Origin of the sequence: Kitasatospora sp. NPDC092286 (assembly GCF_044755565.1) — a bacterium.
Classification (GTDB): Bacteria; Actinomycetota; Actinomycetes; order Streptomycetales; family Streptomycetaceae; genus Kitasatospora.
Genome location: NZ_JBIVRD010000009.1, coordinates 58,667 through 75,541, shown reverse-complemented (window position 1 = coordinate 75,541; position 16,875 = coordinate 58,667). Strand labels below are relative to the sequence as shown.

The 16,875-nt window shown below is 72.3% G+C and carries 21 protein-coding genes; 19 read left to right on the top strand and 2 right to left on the bottom strand.

The features are described from left to right. Positions 1 to 11 precede the first annotated feature (11 nt). The 15 genes from ACIQIB_RS11370 to ACIQIB_RS11300 all read left to right on the top strand — a co-directional run bounded on the left by ACIQIB_RS11370 (position 12) and on the right by ACIQIB_RS11300 (position 13,055). Positions 12 to 851: a thiopeptide-type bacteriocin biosynthesis protein gene (locus tag ACIQIB_RS11370; RefSeq protein ID WP_400757653.1), complete on the top strand. Its 840-nt coding sequence runs from the start codon at positions 12 to 14 to the stop codon at positions 849 to 851. Continuing rightward, positions 848 to 2,011 (top strand): hypothetical protein, encoded by a 1,164-nt coding sequence (locus tag ACIQIB_RS11365; protein ID WP_400757652.1) that lies wholly within the window; start codon positions 848 to 850, stop codon positions 2,009 to 2,011. Before ACIQIB_RS11370 ends, ACIQIB_RS11365 begins: the two co-directional genes overlap by 4 nt. A 4-nt stretch (positions 2,012 to 2,015) precedes the next feature. After that, entirely contained in the window at positions 2,016 to 2,291 is a 276-nt protein-coding gene (locus ACIQIB_RS11360) for a hypothetical protein (RefSeq protein ID WP_400757651.1), read from the top strand. Positions 2,292 to 2,474: 183 nt separating this feature from the next. Beyond that, complete coding sequence (locus ACIQIB_RS11355) at positions 2,475 to 2,963, top strand: hypothetical protein (protein ID WP_400757650.1); 489 nt, start codon at positions 2,475 to 2,477, stop codon at positions 2,961 to 2,963. Further along, positions 2,960 to 3,610 (top strand): hypothetical protein, encoded by a 651-nt coding sequence (locus ACIQIB_RS11350; RefSeq protein WP_400757649.1) that lies wholly within the window; start codon positions 2,960 to 2,962, stop codon positions 3,608 to 3,610. The genes ACIQIB_RS11355 and ACIQIB_RS11350 overlap by 4 nt, the downstream gene beginning before the upstream one ends. Positions 3,611 to 3,644: 34 nt before the next feature. Further along, the gene (locus ACIQIB_RS11345; RefSeq protein ID WP_400757648.1) at positions 3,645 to 4,709 is read left to right on the top strand and encodes a Gfo/Idh/MocA family protein; all 1,065 of its coding nucleotides are present in this window, start codon (positions 3,645 to 3,647) and stop codon (positions 4,707 to 4,709) included. Then, positions 4,693 to 5,958, top strand: a complete 1,266-nt coding sequence (locus ACIQIB_RS11340; RefSeq protein WP_400757647.1) for a hypothetical protein — start codon at positions 4,693 to 4,695, stop codon at positions 5,956 to 5,958. Before ACIQIB_RS11345 ends, ACIQIB_RS11340 begins: the two co-directional genes overlap by 17 nt. Continuing rightward, positions 5,955 to 6,848 carry an LLM class flavin-dependent oxidoreductase gene (locus ACIQIB_RS11335; RefSeq protein WP_400757646.1) on the top strand — a complete coding sequence of 298 codons (894 nt, stop codon included), beginning with the start codon at positions 5,955 to 5,957 and terminating at the stop codon, positions 6,846 to 6,848. The genes ACIQIB_RS11340 and ACIQIB_RS11335 overlap by 4 nt, the downstream gene beginning before the upstream one ends. After that, positions 6,845 to 7,558: an NDP-sugar synthase gene (locus tag ACIQIB_RS11330; RefSeq protein WP_400757645.1), complete on the top strand. Its 714-nt coding sequence runs from the start codon at positions 6,845 to 6,847 to the stop codon at positions 7,556 to 7,558. Before ACIQIB_RS11335 ends, ACIQIB_RS11330 begins: the two co-directional genes overlap by 4 nt. Beyond that, a complete protein-coding gene (locus ACIQIB_RS11325; RefSeq protein WP_400757644.1) occupies positions 7,546 to 8,109 on the top strand; it encodes an AAA family ATPase in 564 nt (187 codons plus the stop codon). The genes ACIQIB_RS11330 and ACIQIB_RS11325 overlap by 13 nt, the downstream gene beginning before the upstream one ends. A 46-nt stretch (positions 8,110 to 8,155) precedes the next feature. Beyond that, positions 8,156 to 9,133, top strand: a complete 978-nt coding sequence (locus ACIQIB_RS11320) for a zinc-binding dehydrogenase (protein ID WP_400757643.1) — start codon at positions 8,156 to 8,158, stop codon at positions 9,131 to 9,133. After that, positions 9,130 to 9,708 (top strand): histidine phosphatase family protein, encoded by a 579-nt coding sequence (locus ACIQIB_RS11315; RefSeq protein WP_400757642.1) that lies wholly within the window; start codon positions 9,130 to 9,132, stop codon positions 9,706 to 9,708. Before ACIQIB_RS11320 ends, ACIQIB_RS11315 begins: the two co-directional genes overlap by 4 nt. Before the next feature lie 116 nt (positions 9,709 to 9,824). Then, positions 9,825 to 11,951: a tetratricopeptide repeat protein gene (locus ACIQIB_RS11310; protein WP_400757641.1), complete on the top strand. Its 2,127-nt coding sequence runs from the start codon at positions 9,825 to 9,827 to the stop codon at positions 11,949 to 11,951. 98 nt (positions 11,952 to 12,049) lie between these two features. Continuing rightward, a complete protein-coding gene (locus tag ACIQIB_RS11305; RefSeq protein WP_400757640.1) occupies positions 12,050 to 12,640 on the top strand; it encodes a DUF5753 domain-containing protein in 591 nt (196 codons plus the stop codon). A gap of 163 nt (positions 12,641 to 12,803) precedes the next feature. Beyond that, positions 12,804 to 13,055 (top strand): hypothetical protein, encoded by a 252-nt coding sequence (locus tag ACIQIB_RS11300; RefSeq protein ID WP_400757639.1) that lies wholly within the window; start codon positions 12,804 to 12,806, stop codon positions 13,053 to 13,055. A gap of 159 nt (positions 13,056 to 13,214) precedes the next feature. On the opposite strand, the gene ACIQIB_RS11295 is transcribed toward ACIQIB_RS11300, so the two are convergent. Continuing rightward, a complete protein-coding gene (locus ACIQIB_RS11295; RefSeq protein WP_400757638.1) occupies positions 13,215 to 13,523 on the bottom strand; it encodes a hypothetical protein in 309 nt (102 codons plus the stop codon). Positions 13,524 to 13,901: 378 nt separating this feature from the next. Here ACIQIB_RS11295 and ACIQIB_RS11290 point away from each other — a divergent pair, with 378 nt between their 5' ends. Beyond that, on the top strand, positions 13,902 to 14,417 hold the full coding sequence (locus ACIQIB_RS11290; RefSeq protein ID WP_400757637.1) for a pyridoxamine 5'-phosphate oxidase family protein: 516 nt from the start codon (positions 13,902 to 13,904) through the stop codon (positions 14,415 to 14,417). Positions 14,418 to 14,514: 97 nt separating this feature from the next. Beyond that, positions 14,515 to 15,162, top strand: a complete 648-nt coding sequence (locus ACIQIB_RS11285; RefSeq protein WP_400757636.1) for a 2'-5' RNA ligase family protein — start codon at positions 14,515 to 14,517, stop codon at positions 15,160 to 15,162. Between the two features lie 402 nt (positions 15,163 to 15,564). Here the strand turns inward: ACIQIB_RS11285 and ACIQIB_RS11280 are convergent, their stop codons facing one another. Further along, positions 15,565 to 15,807, bottom strand: a complete 243-nt coding sequence (locus tag ACIQIB_RS11280) for a hypothetical protein (RefSeq protein ID WP_400757635.1) — start codon at positions 15,805 to 15,807, stop codon at positions 15,565 to 15,567. Between the two features lie 74 nt (positions 15,808 to 15,881). Here ACIQIB_RS11280 and ACIQIB_RS11275 point away from each other — a divergent pair, with 74 nt between their 5' ends. Together ACIQIB_RS11275 and ACIQIB_RS11270 are read left to right on the top strand one after the other, a co-directional pair. Beyond that, positions 15,882 to 16,331 (top strand): DUF6093 family protein, encoded by a 450-nt coding sequence (locus ACIQIB_RS11275; protein WP_400757634.1) that lies wholly within the window; start codon positions 15,882 to 15,884, stop codon positions 16,329 to 16,331. Further along, positions 16,328 to 16,759 (top strand): DUF6093 family protein, encoded by a 432-nt coding sequence (locus ACIQIB_RS11270; protein WP_400757633.1) that lies wholly within the window; start codon positions 16,328 to 16,330, stop codon positions 16,757 to 16,759. Before ACIQIB_RS11275 ends, ACIQIB_RS11270 begins: the two co-directional genes overlap by 4 nt. Positions 16,760 to 16,875 lie beyond the last annotated feature (116 nt).

Genomic DNA, 16,875 nt, shown 5'->3' with positions numbered 1-16,875 from the left:
AGGACTCCGCCATGACCGATGCGAAGAAGCCCCCGCCCCCGCTGTTCCAGTTCCACCTGCACCTGACCGGCGCGGTCAACGCCGAGAGGCTCGCTGCCCAGCACCTAGGGCCCGCCCTCGCGGTGCTTGAGCGCACGGGAGCCGTCGCGAACTGGCACTTCGTGCGCAAGGGTGACCGATGGCGGCTGCGCTACCGGCCGGGCCCCGTCGACAGCGCGACCGCCACGGCCGCGGTGGACACGGTCCTGGAGCACTTCCGCACCACCGGCGCAATCATCGGGTGGACCCCGGTGATCTACGAACCCGAGACGATCGCGTTCGGCGGCGAGGAGGCCATGGAGGCCGCGCACCGCCTCTTCCACCTCGACAGCCGCAACGTCCTCGCCTACCTGCAGACCGTTCACAACGCCGAACGGAGTGACCAGCGGCGTGAGTTGTCCCTGCTTCTCGGAACCGCGATGATGCGCGGCGCGGGCCTGGACTGGTACGAGACCGGGGATGCCTGGGCCACGGTCGCGCGCAATCGCCCGCCCGACCCGGGCACCGGCGGCGGGCGCCGACTCCACCGGAGCGTTGCTGTTCTCCTGCGGGCCGACACCGCCCCCGCCTCCGCCCTCTTGACCGTCGGGCAACTTTCCTTCGCCGGCCAGTGGTTCAGCGCCTTCACCGACTGCGGCCGGGACCTGCGGGCTCTTGCCGACAGGGGCCTGCTCCAGCGCGGCCTGCGGGCGGTCCTCGCCCACCACCAGCTGTTCCACGCCAACCGGCTCGGCCTCAGCCACCAGGATCAGGCGCTGCTGGCCGAGGCCGCCGCCGCCACCGTCCTCGAACACACACTGGAGCCCTCATGACGGCCGCCCTGATGCCCGGTCCGCTCGCCGACGCGCTCCGCTACTTCCCCCTCGTTCCGCGGAGGCGTCCCCTGGGCCTGGCGCTGGACGCTCGGGTGTCGCGGCTCACCGAACTCGCCGCATCGGCCGACGTCGGCAACAACCTCGTCGATGCATCCGGTGTGCACAACCTCACCGCGCTCCTCGCCGCCGACCGCGGCCTGCCCGACCTCGCCCGAACCCTGTGTCTCAACCACGCCAACCTCTACCTCTCCGCCCGCCCGCTGCCCCCGGCCAGGGCCTGCCTGGCGCTGGAGCCCCTGGTCAACCTCGCCCTGCTGCGTATCCGCGAGGCTGACGGCGACGCCGCGATGGGCCTGATCGAACGGTTGGCCCACGCCGTCGCCACCGACGGCGACGCCGTCCTCGACGGGACCCCGGTTCCCCTCGCGGGCCTGACCGTTCCCGGGCCCGACCGGGACGAGGTTGCCGCGTGGCTGGACAACGTCCTCGTCTACGACGGAGCTCGCGCCCTGGTACGGGCCGGTCGATGGGTCGACGCCCACCTCCACCTGAAACTGGCCGGCGGAATCGCCCGCCGCATGTTCGACGGCCGCCAGATCGCCGTCATCGCCGTCGCCACCGAAGGTCACATCGACCTGGCGCGCAGCCTGCTCGCCGACAGCCCCACGGAGGAGCCCTGGGAGGACGCGGTCACCGCGGCCCTGACCGCGGCCTGCTCCCTGCTCGCCGGGCAGCCCTGCCCCGAGCAGGCCCGCGCCATGCTCAGCGCCCACCAGGCCGTCGGGCCCGGCGCCGGAACGCTGATCTTCGACACCCGCCTCGCCCTGACGGTTGCCGATCTCGCCGCCGCGGCCGGACTCCCCGGCCACGGGCGGCAGATCTTCACCGCCACCGTCGACCGGGTCCTCGCCGCCCCGGAGGGCTACAGCGCACGCGACCTTCTCACCCACCCCCGGGCCGACCACCTTCCCGCCGCCCGACGGCAGCAGCTCGCCGCCGCCATGGCCACAGCGGGCCTGGGCGTGCGCCGACTGCCGACCGACCTCGAAGACCGCATCGGCGCAGCCCTCGCCCTCGCCACCAGCGTCATCACCCGCACCACCACCGCCGACAAGCACCCCCGCCAGACCCAGCCAACCCAGCACCGAACGGAGTAGCCCCATGGCCGGACGATGGATATCCGCCTCCGAGGCGTTCGACAGCCCCTCGGCCATCACACCCCCGCGCACCGACCCCGGCTCCTACACGTCCCAGCACGGCGGGAGCTACCGCCTCGTCGGCTACCGCATCACCTTCCCCGGCCACGTCATCACGGTCCCGGTGGCGCCCCCGCGCCGCCGTCCGGTCCGTCCCGGCGCGGACGCGCAGCAGCCGACCACCCGCCCCCGGACGGCCCGCCACAAGGCCCCGGCGAGCGGGACCGGCACCGATGGCTGAGCGCCCGGAACGCCGACGGCGAATCACCCGCCCCGGTCCGGCCCGGCCGACGGTCCGTTCCCACCGCTGGCGCCGGCAACTCGGCAACCCCGCAGCCGCCCCGCAGCCGATCGCGTACCTCGTCGATTCCTGGCCGTCCTGCCCCTGCCACCGTCCCGCCCCCAGCCCGGAGAGGGCCAAGAGATGACCACCGCCACCGGGACGACCCGGCCGGTGCCCGTTCTCGGAGACGAGGCCGCCCGCCTGGTCCAGCGCACCGGCATCCCCGTTCTCCTGCTCGCCGGCCAGCCGGGCGAAGCCACCCTGAGCGCCACCATCGACGGAGACCCCCGCCGCTACACCGCCACCACCGCCACCTACCCGGACGGCCTGCGAACCGAGGTCCACGCCCCCGGCGCACCCGACCCCGAACAGCTCGTTCGCCGCGCCCTGCCCGGTTCCGACCGCACCAGTCCCGCCTACCTCGCCACACCCGGCGCGATGACGCTCGGCGTCGAGGCCCGCCACGACGGTCTGATGGCGCGCGCCGGCGTCTGGAACGGCTGGACCCTGCTCACCGTCACCGCCGACACGAACTATCGCGGCCCCCTTCCGGCGCTGCGGCTGATCGGCGCCGGCACCCTGCCCACCGGCCGCCCCGGTCGAGCCTTCACCGGCCGGACCGAGCAATGACCGGCGTGCTCCTCGACGGCGGCACCGAGCCGACCCGCCTGATCAGAGACCTCGCCCCCTGGGTGGTGGTCCGGGCGGGCGAGCGAAGGGCCGACTCGCCCCTCGTCGTCACTCCCCGCGGTCTCGCCTACGCAGACGAGACCCCGTACGACCGGGACGAGCACGGCCTCCTCTGGGCTCGCTGGACCGGTCGGCGCGAGGGCCGCCCCCAGCTGGCCAACGTGCACTCCGCACGCCAGCGGCGAGCGGTACGCCGATCGCTCTGTCAAGGCTGCAAGAGGCCCGCCGACCGCGACGAGAACGGCGTGCTGTGGCTCGTCGAGAACGGCCGCGCCGATGACTGGCCCGACTGGCCCGAGCAGATGATCACCATGCACCCGCCGACCTGCCTGCCGTGCTCCGACACCGCCCGCAGCCACTGTCCCCACCTCAAACGCACCGGCAGCGTGCTCATGCGCGTGCGAAGACCCGAACTCGCCGGAATCAGAGGCCACTTGTACCAGCCAGGCGAAGAGGAGCCCGCGCGCGGCGCGATGGTCGAGGTCGAGTACGGCGACCCGCGCTCCCGCTTCGTCCTCGCCGAACACCAGCTCGTCGCACTCGAAGGCTGCACCATCCTCAACGAGTCAGCTGTGCAGCGAAGTTGAGCGACGACTCGAATCATCGAAGGAGAGCAAGGCCATGACCCAGAGCACACTGGCCAGCAGGCCGACACCCGAACCCGACCTGCGGATTGGCGTCATCGGGCTGCGGCACGGAGCCCGGCACGTGCGCGGCTGGCAGCAGACCCCCGGAAGTGCGGTGACCGCACTGTGCGACCTCGCCCCGGACACCGCGTGGGCACTGGCGAAGGAGGCCGCACCGGGCTGCACTGTCACCGCCAACGCGGACGAGCTGCTGGCCGACCCGGCCGTGGACGCGGTCGTCGTCTCCGTCCCCAACGGCCTCCACGCCGACATCTCCCGGCGGGCACTGCTGGCCGGCAAGCACGTCGCCGTGGAGAAGCCTATCGCCACCACCGCGGAACAGGCCTCCGCCCTCGTGCGCCTGGCCGAGCAGCGCGGCCTGGTCCTGGCGGCCCTGCACGACTTCCGGGCCGACCCGGCGCACTGGGCCGCCCGCGAACTCGTGCGCCGCGGCGACCTCGGACAGGTGTACTTCGCCCGGACCCGATGGATCCGCCGCGACAACGTCCCCACCGGCTGGTACCGGCACAAGGCCCTCGCGGGCGGCGGCGTCCTGCTGGACCTCGGCACCCACCGCATCGACCTGGCCTTGTGGACGCTCGGATTCCCGGCCGTGCGATCCGTGAGCGCCGCCACCAGCCGACACCTGCTGGAACGACGCGACGAGCCCGGCGACGTCGAAGACACCGCCGTCGGCATGCTCCGCCTCGACGGCGGCTCCTCCCTCTCGGTCGACACCAGCTTCCTCGGCCACCTCCCGCGCGCTGAGGACGTGCTGCTGGAGGTGCGCGGCACGAAGGGCTCCCTGCGGGTGACCAACATCGGCGACTCCTACCGCCACTACGTGCTCACCGCGTTCGGGGAAGCGGGTGAGGAACAGCCACTTGCCGGCGCCGGGCTGCAGGCCGCCCCGTCGATGTACGCGGACTTCGTCGCCGCTGTCCGTGCCGGCACCGCCCCGCTGTGCCCCGGCTGGCAGGCCGCCGCCGTCGCCGACGTGATCGACCGCATGTACGCCGCTGCCGCGCAGAACGGGGACGACCGTGTTCGAGCCGCCTGACGACACGATCCTCGACCTGGACCTCGACGCCTTGTTCGGCGAGCACGGTGAGTGGCGTGCGCTGACCGAAGCTCAGGTCACCGCCGCACTCGCTGACCACGGCCTGGCGGTGCACCTGGTCGTGCTGTGCCACGGCACCGACACGACCCGCTTCGACACCACCGCCCGGCTGTGCCGCGCCCTGGCCGGACTGCTGCGCGCGCCCGGCGTCGACCTGACCGTCAGCTACCAGGACGGCCCGGCGCCGGGCGACCTGGCCGCCCGACTCGACCGACGGGTCCGGCTGCTGGACGGCTACCGCCCCCTGGCCGACCCCGGCACGGGTGCGGTACTGCCGGGCAGCGGGAAGACCGAGCACCTCTTGTCCTGCCTGCACCGACTGCTGGCCGATGGCGGGGACCCGGCCCGCCGGTACGTCGTGTTCCTCGACAGCGATTACCTCGTCTACGACGCCGACAACGCCTTCGCTCTGTACGCGCCGTGGGCGCTCGGCTTCGGCGGTGAACGCTGCGCCGACCCCAGGTTCACCGACGTGGAGTTCGCCAAGGGCGGCAGCCTTCGTCTGGCTGTCGCCCCGGGCATCGCGAAGCACGCCGCGGGGGAGCGGACGTGGCGGTTCCTCGACCTCCTCGACGCTGCGCTCGCCCGCGCCGTCCCCCAGGCCCCGCCGGTCAGCGAAGTCCTGCCCTCCGGGCGGCCGCCCACCCGCACCAGCCTGCTCGACGTGCTCGGCCCGACCGGCTTCGCCGAGCTCGAAGCAGCGGTGGAGCAGGTCACCAAGAACGGAGGCCGCTCCTCGCGGGCGCTCTCCCAGTGGCTCTCCAGCCGCAGCGAGTCCGTGGTCGACCGCTGGTTGGCCCGCTTCTCCCACCTCCTCCACGGCGATCAGGGCGCGACCCTCGCCGCGTGGACGCAGATGGAACTCGCCCCCGGCTACGGCCTGGAGGTTTCCTTCCTCCTCAACGCCCTGTTCCGACCCGGTCTGCACCGCCGGCGGATCGTCAACGCCTTGGGCCTGCCGCACGCCCACCTGCCGAAGGACGAGGCGGACAACTTCGCTCTAGGCGTCGAACTGTTCGCCCTCGTCCAGCGCCTCCAGCAGGGCATGACCAGCCACGTCACGGAGATGAGGCCGCGCCAGTCTCCCACCAAGCTCGGCTACAAGCCGGTCACGCTCGCGCCCGTCCCGCACGCCATCCCGGCGCTCTACCCGCCGGCGGCCACGCTGACCACCGGAGGAACCCGATGAAGCGACTCACCGTGGGTGTCCACTACACCCCAGCTCCGGGGGAGCCGATCGCCGACACCGTACGGGCAGCCCGGGAGATCGAGGCCATGGGCTACCGCTCCCTCGCGCTGCCCGACCACCTCACCCGCCCCCACGCTGCCGCCATCGCCCCGGTGCCCGACCCGCTCCTGCTGCTTGCCCGGCTTGCCGCCGACACGACCCACCTCACGCTCGCGACGATGACGCTCCTGGACGCCTTCCGCGCCCCCGAGCAGACCCTGCGCTCAGCCGCCACCCTTCAGCACATCACCGGCGGCCGCCTCGAACTCGGCGTCGGCGCTGGATGGCAGAACGCCGACCTCAACGCCCTTCCCACGGGCCTGCGCGCCGCCTCCGCCCGGATCGACGCCCTCGAACGCACCCTCGATCTTCTGCGCCAAGCCTGGCCGCTTGCCGACCGCCCCAATCAGCCCGATGCAGCCCGAGCGTGGCTCCTCGCCGCCGAGGCTGCCCCGCCCCAACTGATCATCGCCGCGGGCAGCACCCGCATGCTCCACCTCGCCGCCCGCTACGCCGACACCATCGCGCTCACCGTCCCCACCCGGCCGCGCCTCGCCGGAGCGGTACCGACCGCCCAGTCCGTCGCCGCGCAGATCGCCACAGTACGCGCCGCCCGCCCCGGCCACCTTCCCCCGCCCGGCTTCCACCTGCAGATCCGCGAGATCACCCCGAGGGCCTCCCACAGCGGAGACGACACCTGGTGGACCGTCGGCGGCAGCCCCGCCCGCATCGCTGAAGCCCTCCAGCGCCGCGCCGACGCCGGGATCACCGACATCGCCCTGTGCACCGAGGACCTGCAGCTCCTGGAATGGACCGCCGTCCATGTCCTGCCCCAACTGGAACAGGTGTGAACAGCATCGTCGTCCTGTGCGGAGGACGCGGCAGCCGCATGGGCCCGGCCGGGGCGCACCGGCAGAAGACCATGAGCGACCTGTTCGGCGCGCCTCTGCTGGAGCACGTCCTCGCCCAGTTGTGCGCCGCTGTCCCCGGCGCCGCGACGATCCGTCTCCTGGCCGGCTACCGGGCCGAGGACATCGAGGCCGCCGTTCCCGACTGGTGTACCCGCATCGATCCGCGCATCCACGCCGTCCGTGAACACACCCCCGGCCCGGCCGGACTCCTTGCCGCGGCCGCTTTCCTCCCGGCGCCGGTCCTCGTCGTCTCCGGCAACGTCCTGCTGCCCTATCGGCAACTGCTGCCCGACCTGCTGGAACGGCACGCCGCCGACGGCTGGCCGGTTGTGGCCGCCAGTGCGAACTGGCGGACCGACGGGCACCACACCGTGAACGCGCACCAGGGGCGGGTGTCCTCCTGGCACCGTGCGCCCCACCGCGGCCCGGGACGCTACGAACTCGTCGACACCTACCTCCTCACCCCCGAGGTGTTCACCGTGATGGCGGCCGGACCGCACCCCGTCAGCCACACCCGCGCCCTCGAAGCCCTCCATCGCGAGCACGGCGGCGTGGCGTTCGCCGAGCACCCCGGCGACTGGCTACACCTGCAAACCCCGGCCGACCTGGCCGTCCACCCCGACCGGAAGGACACCCTGTGCCCACTGTGATCGTCATCTCCGGACCGCCCGCCACCGGGAAGACCGCCATCGCCCAGCAGCTCGCCGCCCGCCTGCGCCTGCCGCTGCTCAGCCGCGACCGCATCAAGGAGCCCCTGTTCGACACCCTCGGCTGGGACGACCGCGAGCGGTCCAAGACCCTCGGGGCCGCAGCCGCCGCCGTCCTGTTCGCGCTGCTTACCGACACCCTCGCCGCCGGGGCCGACTGCATCACCGAGTCCAACTTCCGCGCCGGCCACGCGACCTCCGACTTCCGCCAGCTCCTCACCGCCACCGGAGCGCGCGCCATCCAGATCCAGTGCGTCACCGACGGTCCCACCCTGCTGGCCCGCTTCGCCGCCCGCTCCGCCTCCCCGGACCGCCACCCCGGCCACCGGGACGAACACAACCTCGCCGAATTCCACGACGAGCTGATGGCCGGCCGCTACGAACCCCTCGACCTGCCCGGCCCCGTGATCACCGCCGACACCACCGACTTCGACGCCCTCGACCTCGCCGCCCTCACCGCCCAGCTCACCGACCTCCTCCACCACACCCCGTAAGTCCCCCAGCCATCCGGCCCCTTCACGACGAGGAGACCCGCCCACCATGTACGCGCTACGCCTCAAGGCCCCCCAGGAGTTCGAACTCCTCGACGACGTACCCGAGCCGGTGCCGGGCCCGGGACAGCTGACCGTCCGCCTCACCGCCGCCGCCCTGTGCGGCAGCGACCTGCCGAAGTGGCGCAGCACGGCCGACCCGCGTTCGGGTCGTGTCGGCTTCCCGATCCACGAGTGCGTCGGCCGCGTCGCCGACCCGGGGGACACCGGCCTACGGGCAGGGCAGCGAGTCCTCGCGATGCCCGTCGAGGAGTGCGGGCTCGCCGAGATCTACCTCGCCGACCGCGCCGCCACCCACCCCATCGCCATCGCGCACCTCACCGACGCCCAGGCGACGCTGATCCAGCCGCTCGCCACCGTCCTGCACGCGACCGCGAAGCTCGGAGATGTCGACGGCTGCCACGTCGCCGTCCTCGGCCTGGGCCCGATCGGCCTGCTCACCGCGTTCGTCCTCAGCCGCCGCGGCGCCATCGTCACCGGCGTCGACCCCGTTGCCCGCCACCACGACCTCCTCGCGGCGTTCGGCATCACCCGCCACCTCCAGGACACCGCCTCCGCCTGGCCTGCCAGCAAGCACACCGCCACGCCCGTCGACATCTGCGTCGAGGCCGTCGGCCACCAGCAGCACACCCTTCGCGACGCCATCTCCATCACCCGCCACGACGGCACGATCCTCGCCCTCGGCGTCCCTGACGACCCCGACTACTCGATCCCCTACGCGCAGTTCCTGCGCCGCAACCTCACTCTGCGGGCGAGCATCACCCCGCCCTGGCAGCAGGTCTTCGCCCCGGCGGAGACGTACCTGCACAACCACCTCGACATCCTCGCCACCCTGCTGGGCGACCGCGCGTACCCCGCCATCGGCGTCAACCGCGCCTTCCGCGCGTACGCCAACCCCGCCCCCGACCGCCTCAAGGTCGTCATCATCGCCGACCACCGCTGGGCACCCCAGGGAGGCTGCCCGTGACCGCCCGATTCGTCATGATCCGCCACGGTCGGACCACCGCGAACGCCGACGGCATCCTCATGGGCCGGAACGACGCACCGCTACTGCCCGAAGCCCTCACCGGTGCCGACCGGCTCGGCGACGACCTCGCGCTCGACATCACCGCCGTCATCTACAGCAGCCCCCAGCCACGTGCCCTGGACACGGCCCGCCGTATCAGCAACGGCCGGTGCCCGCTGATCCCGCACGACGACCTACGCGAACGCGACTTCGGCAACTACAACGGAGCCCGCTTCAGCGACCTCGCAGGCGACCCGGACTGGCCCCGCTACGACGTGATGTACGACGCACGCCCCGAGGACGGGGAATCGCTACGCGACGTCGAACAGCGCCTCTTCCCCTGCCTCCTCGCCCTCCACGAAGCCCTGCCGGCGGGGCAGACGCTCGTCGTCGTCGGACACAGCACCTGCTGGCGGCTCGTCGAATCCGCCCTCCGCGACCGCCGGCACGACCCGCTCGACGAACCGATCCCGCTGCCTCTCGCGGTCCTCGACCACCCACGAGGCACCCTCGCCCGGCTCCGCAACTACTGCTGAGAGCGCCCAGCCGCAGCCCACGCCCCCTGCGAGGACTACCCGAAATGACCCACCTCCCGCCCTCGGACCCGGATGGGCACCGGCCGGTCCGGCCCGAGCCACGTCGAAGGGACAGCGTGAGCGGCGACAGGATCGACAACCGGATGCTGGGCGGCACCATCCACGGCAGTGTCGTACAGGCCAGCAACATCACCGGCGGGGTGCACATCCACGCGCCAGCACCGGGGCATGTCGTACCGCCGGTTCCACGCCAGCTCCGTCCTGTGCCGGCCACGTGGACCGATCGGGAGGAGTCGCTCACCGCGCTCGCCCGGGTGTTCAGCGCGGTACCGGATTTCGCATCCCCGTTGGCTGTGATCGACGGGCCCGGTGGCGCAGGGAAGCGCGCCCTGGCGCACCGCTGGGCCCACACCCTGTCTGCGTCCTACCCGGACGGCCAAGTGGTCACGGACCTGCGTGCGACCGCGCCCGGCGGCCCCGCACCCACCACCGAGACGCTTCGCTCGCTCCTGCGCGCCCTCGGGTACGAATCAGATGCCCAACTTCCCTGGATGCGAGCAGAGTTGGAGGCGATGCTCCGATCCGTGACGGCCGGGCGGCGACTGCTGCTGGTCCTTGGGGACGCCGCGAACGCCGATCAGGTCACCCCCCTGCTGCCCGCCGGACCCAACTGCCTGGTGGTCGTGACCAGCCGCGACGCGCTGCCCGGCCTCACCGCCCACGGAGCCGTCCACCACCAACTCCTCCCGTTCGCACCGCACGCCTCCCGGACGCTCCTCACCCGCATCCTCGGTGCCGAGCGTGCCGCCGAAGACCCCGCTGCTCTCGACCGGATCGCTGACGTCTGCGGTCACCTGCCCCGCCCGCTCTCCCTGATAGCTGCCGACCTTGCCCACGCCCCGCACCGCCGACTCCACGCCGCGGCCGCCCTCGCCCAACGCCCTTCCGACCGAACGGACAACAGCACCGTGACCGCCGCCGACACCGCATACCGCGGCCTGCCGGACGACTCCGCCCGCGTCTACTGCCTGCTCGCCGCCGTCCCGGCCCCCGACCTCGACCCTTGCGCGACAGCGGCAGCCGCCCGGCTCCGAGCCGACGAAGCCCGCGAACACCTACGCCTCCTCGCGGATCGTGCCCTGCTGGAAGCCGTGGGCGAGGTACCGGGCCGGGGCGACGTGTACCGGATGCCCGCCGAGATCCGCCAGCACGCGCAACAGCGCATCGCCGCCCACGACGGCCCCGCAGGCGCGGCCACCGCCACGCTGTCCTACCTCGATTACCTCCTGCGCACCGCCACCCGTGCCGAACGCCTCCTCGCCCCACACCACCGCGTGCTGCCGCGCACCTACCACCACCCGCCCGGCGAGGAAGCAGAGTTCACCGACCCCGACGCCGCGCGCACCTGGCTGCGCGCCCACCTGCCCGCTCTCCAACCCGCCAAGGACGCAGCCCGACGTCTTCGCAAGACCGCCTTCCGCTGGCAGATCACGCACGCCTTCGGACCGCTCTGGCAGCTGGACCGGCCCATCAACGAGTGGATCCGCCACCACGAAGACGGCCTCCAAGCGGCGCAGCGGTGCTCCGACCCCATGGCCCAGCGAGAGATGGCCAGCACCCTCGCGCTCGGCCTGACCTACGCCCAGCGGTACGACGATGCGATCGAGCAGTACCGCCTCGCGCTCGATCTCGCCCAGATGACCGGCGATCAGGAAGGAATCGCCCAGTACACCGCCGGGCTCAGGTCCGTCCTCTACGACGCCGGGCGCCTCGCCCTCGCCGCGCCCTACGTCACCACGGCGGTCGACCTCTACGACGGGCTCGGCCAGCCCCGAGGGGCCGCGCTCGCCCGCACCATGGGCGGCTCGATCGCCGCCACCAGGCGCGACTTCGACACCGCGCACCAGCTGCTCGACCGCGCCCGCCGTGACCTGCTCGCTCTACCCGCGCCGGACCTGCGCAACGCGGCCCGGGCCCTGGCCCGCCGGGGCGAGGCCCACTCCCTGCAAGGCGACCACGGCGAAGCCCGAACCCTGCTCCTCCAGGCCCGCGAGGAGTTCACCGCCGTCCCCGACGGCCACTGGACCGCCAGGGTCACCGAGTACCTCGGGCAGGCCGAGGCCCGAGCCGGCCACCACGACCGGGCCGCCGAACGGTACCGGGAGAGCCTCGACCTGTACCGGGCCCTGAGCAGCACCCGCGACGTCAACCGCCTCCGCCACCACCTGCGGGTGAAGCCGTGATCCGTCCCGCTGTCCCAGCCCGCCCGCATGCCCGTGGCCCGCCGACGCCCCACGGCCGACCACCAGCCCACCGCATCAACCCGATTCAGGAGACCGAGATGACCCGCACCATGGCCCAGCCGCCCCAGGCCCTCGCCGCCATGCACCACGACTTCCTGGCTCTCGCCGAGGTCACCACCGATCACCGCGCGTTCCAGCCCGAGATCATCTGGGGCGAGCTGCAGACCGCCGACTACATCCGTGCGACGTACGCGCGGTTGCGCCGCGTGATGGACGTTACCGGCGAGGACATCGACGCCGCCGTCATCACCCGCCTCGCCCGCGGCCGCCTGCTCGGCCAGGACAACCGCGCCTACCACGTCCTGCTCGGTGAGCACGCCATCACGACCGTCGTCGGTGGGGCCGACGTCATGCGCGCCCAGCTGCGGCACCTGTTGGACCGCCTCGACACCCCGGGCCTTCGCCTGGGCATCATCCCCTTCGGCGCCGAGCTGAAGGCGACAGTCCCCGGCGGCTTCGCGATCTACAACGGCGTCCGCGTCGGGATCGACAGTCTCGTCGGCCCCCAGACCGTCACCGAAATGCCCCTCATCAAGCGGTTCACGGCGATGTTCGACCTCCTGGCCCAGTCCGCCGCCTACGGCCCGGACGCCCGCGCGCTCATCGAAGCCGCCCACGACCGGCTCTGACCACCCAGCTCCGCGACGAAGGGCGCTGCTCGTGACCATCGCCCCGCCCGTTGATCGAGCGCGCGGACCGCCGTTCCGCCGCCTGCGAGCCCCGTCAACTCGACGGCCAGCTCCGCAGCACAACGACATCGATCAACCGAAATCCGATCACCAGAGGAAACCCATGTCTCTCCGCACCATCACCATCGCGGCCGCCGTCGCCGCCGCAGGCGTTCTCACCGCGCCGGTCGCCGTCGCCGCGCCGACCGACGTCGCCATCTGGGCGGCCCCGGCGGCATCCGGCCTCCCGATCTGGACGGTGCCGGCGGCATCCGGCCTCCCGATCTGGACGGTGCCGGCGGCATCCGGCCTCCCGATCTGGACGGTGCCGGCGGCATCCGAGATGCCGATCTGGTCGGCCCCGACGTCCGTCTAGGTTCCTCTGCCGAAGAGCGCCCCGGACGCCGGACGGCGCTCTGAGTGACCTCCAGCATGCTGTCCCGGGAGTGGAACGTCCCACGCGTTCCTGCTCCCGGGGCAGCGGTCCGTCGGATCCCCGACTGATCCGCTGCGGCTGCCCGGCCGGGGCTCCGGTCTACTGAGGGGGCTGGTTGCGGACCGGCTCGATAGCCGCCGGATCGAACACCAAGTGCCGCACCGGGGCGCTTTCGTCCAGGGAGGCCCGGACGGTCACCGTCCAGCTGCTGCCGTCGGACGGTTGGTGCCAGGCGAGAAGGCGCGCAAGATGCCAGCCTCCATCCGCCGCCACCCATACCGGGAGCCACGGCGCGGGTGTGGTGTGGAACGCGCCGGGCTTCAGTGCCTCGACCTCTTCGGCATCACGGCCGGGTGGGCCTGCCGGGGGCGCCAGCTCGACGATCACCTGCGGGTCGAAGCGCAGCACCGCCCGGTCCTGCTTCGGATCTGGGCCCCAGGTGACGCCCGCCTCCCACCATGTCGGCGGCCCGGGGTGCGGTATCCAGCGGTCGAGGATCCCGACACGCCACCGGTTGTCAGCCAGCACGGAGACCGCCCGCCACGCTGCCCGGGCCGTCGGTTGATCCGGGCCGCCGGGCGGTGTGGGCTGCGATGGTGACGCGGGTACGGACGTTGGCGGCTTCACCCCTCCATGATCGGCCACGGTCGGCCGAGACCGGACGGCGGCTACCGGGTGCGCCGTCCGGGTAATCCTTTGTTCGGACAACCGTCGGCCCGGGTACGGCCCACAGTGCTCGGCCCGCGACAGCTGCGCGCGGGTCTCCACCTACGGGAGGTCGAGCCAGTGTCCTTCGCCATGACCACCGCCGAGCGCGAAGGCTTCCTGGCCGCGCCCCACGTCGGGGTGCTAGCCGTCAGCGGTGACGGCGCGGAACCCGGCAGGGGCCTGCTCGCCGTGCCGATCTGGTACATCTACCAGCCCGGCGGGCTGATCACGATCATCACCGGCCGCAACTCGGCGAAGGCCAGCTTGATCCGGGCAGCCGGCAGGTTCGCGCTCTGCACCCAGCAGGAGGAAGCACCCTGCCGGTACGTGAGTGTGGAGGGCCCCGTCGTGTCGATCGAGGATCCCGTCGATCCGGCCGAACGCGGCAGGATGGCCCACCGCTACATGCCGCCCGGCCAGGCCGACGCCTACCTCGCCGCGACCGTCGAGCAGCTGGCTGAGGATGTCACCATCCGGATGAGGCCCGAGCGGTGGAACAGCGCCGACTTCGCCGCAGTCGCCGCCCGCTTCACGAGCGACCCCGCCGCAGGGCACGAGCAGGTCATCGGAGCACCTGCCCAGGTCCAGCGGTAGACGGATCACGGCGCCGGCGGGAAACCGGGCGGGGTTCCCCGTGCTGCTCCCAAGCTGAGACGGCCGTTCCCAGCCCTCCTGCGACGAGGAGAACCTCATGAAGGCGTTCCACCCCACCTTCGGCATCCAACCCTGGCCCGACGGGCTCCGGGCCCTCCAGGTGTACGCCCTGCCCGACCTGCCAGAAGGGTCGGCCCTACGGGGCCTACTCGCTGGCTTGCGCAAGGCGCTCGCGGGGCTGCCCGTCGTGCCAGTCCCGGACAAGCGCGCACATATCACCCTCGACATGATCACCTCCGCATCCGCTGACGCCATCGGCCACGCAGCCCGCGACGAATTCGCCGAGCGGCTGCGCACCGCCGTGGCCGGCATCGGGCCGGTCCTTCTGCAAGCCGGATCGCCGATCGCGTACCGCACCGGTGTGCGCCTGGACCTTCACCCCGATGACCACCTCGCCCTACTTCAGCGCCGCGTCCGTACCGCCGTCCACGAGGTCTTCGGCGCCGAAGCAGCCAGCTACCCGCTTGGCGTTCTCCACACGACCGCCGCGTACGCCGCGTCGGACATCGACACCGATCAAGTTGCGCAGATCATCCACTACGTGCGGCCCGGCCACGCGCCATTCACCGTGAGCCGGATTGCCCTGATCGAGGTGTACTGGCGGCGCGTCCCGACGCCCGGCGCGGACTTGCCAGGTTGGCAGATCTGTTGGGACACCCACGCTGTCATCCCGCTCGACTCATAGGCCGCCAGGGCCGCGGTGCGCGCGTGCCGGGCATTCGTGTGACTGGGCGGTGTGGCCTGCGCCGATCACACCAGCGCCGTGCTGCGGTCCGGCGACGGCCCTTCCCGGACGCGGTGCCTACAGGGAGGAACGCGACCGGCGTCGAGACAAGTTCCAGAGGCACGGTGAGGATCACTACCGAGGTAACTGCCCATGCGGCCGACGTGCTCGGTTCAAGGACGACGCCGAGCACGAGGCGGCGGTCCGGGCCGGAGTGATCTCCCCTCGCGTTCCGTGGCAGAGGACCGGTCGAGGACGGTAAGCAGCCAGCACGCGTGGGGGTCTCTCCGACGAACCTCTACTGTCCTCATAGGAAACTGTCCGAAACGCCGAGTTCGGACAGTTCGCCAGGCCACGGGAAGGTCAGGTCAGAGGACTGCCGTCGGAGTCGAGACCCAGGGCGGCCCACCACGGCTGCTCGGGCTGCTCCTCCCACTCGTGCACCTGGTCACGGTGGAGAACGGGGCCGGTGCCGTCCGCCCGCTCGCGGTGGCCACGCGGGCGCAGGCAGAGGCCAAGACCGGGTCCGGTGCGGGTGCCGGCCGGGCCTTCGTGACCGCACGTCGGCCACGTGCCCGTGACCGCCAGGTGCTCGCTGCTGCTCATGCCGCCGATGCTAGCGCCGGACGCCGTTGCTGCTGGCCGGGGGAAGTGTCGGCTGCGGTTCCTAGGCTCAGATCATGACCACCCCCACCACCGAACCCAGCTCCGGCGCGCCCGCGACCATCGGCGTCAGCGCCATCGTGGAGCGCCTGCTCCTGACCGAGGAAGTCCGGCTCAGCACGCCGGGCCCCCAGATCTTCGACCCGAACACCGGCCAGTACGTCCCCGGCCCGGGCGTTGTCGCCTACGAGGGACCCGGACTGCACCGCGCCGCCGGTGGGCCCGGCGTTGTGCTCCGCCTGGAGGGCCAGCCGTACAAGGACGACGGTGACGGCCGCTACCTCCTCTTCACCCCGATGTCCGCGCCCGTCGCGGCGGAGGGCAACACGGTGACGATCGTGAAGAGCGCCGATCCAGCTGCTGTCGGCCGGACCTTCAAGATCCTCGACCCGGGGGAGACGGGCGCCCTGTCCGTCGTCCGACAGACGTGGATGCGAATCGAGAAGACCAGCGGCGGTGCGGCGTGAGTACCCCTACCGCGCCGGTTGACCTCGAAGCGGTCCGGCAGGTCCTGGAGAGCACCGTGATGGTGGACGAGGTGCGGATCAGCAGGCCGACCGGAACCCCCGTGCTGGACGTCGAAACCGGGCTGGTGGGGCCCGCGCCGACAACGACGGTGTGGCAGGGCGCTGGAGCGGTGCTCTCCGCTCACGGCCTCGCCGCGGTCGAGCACCTGGTCGGCGGCCGGTGGCTGGAGGACACCGCGTCCTGGTATGGGCTCGTCACCCCGCTGTCGGCGCCGCTCCCGCAGCGCGGCGACCTCGTGACCGTCGTCACGGCGAAGACCCCGACGGCCGGCACGATCGGCCGCATCTGGCAGGCCCTCGACGCGGGGGAGGCCAGCACTGTAGCCGTCGCCCGGATCACCCGGCTTGACGAGGTCGTGGCCGTGTAGGTTCGGCGCTAGGGCTGGGGTTTGGCGTGCGGCCAACCCTCCGGAACGGTTGCCGCCATTTACTCCGAAAGAGTGAAGCGATAATGAATCGCCGCAGGTCAGAGCTTTGCCGTTTA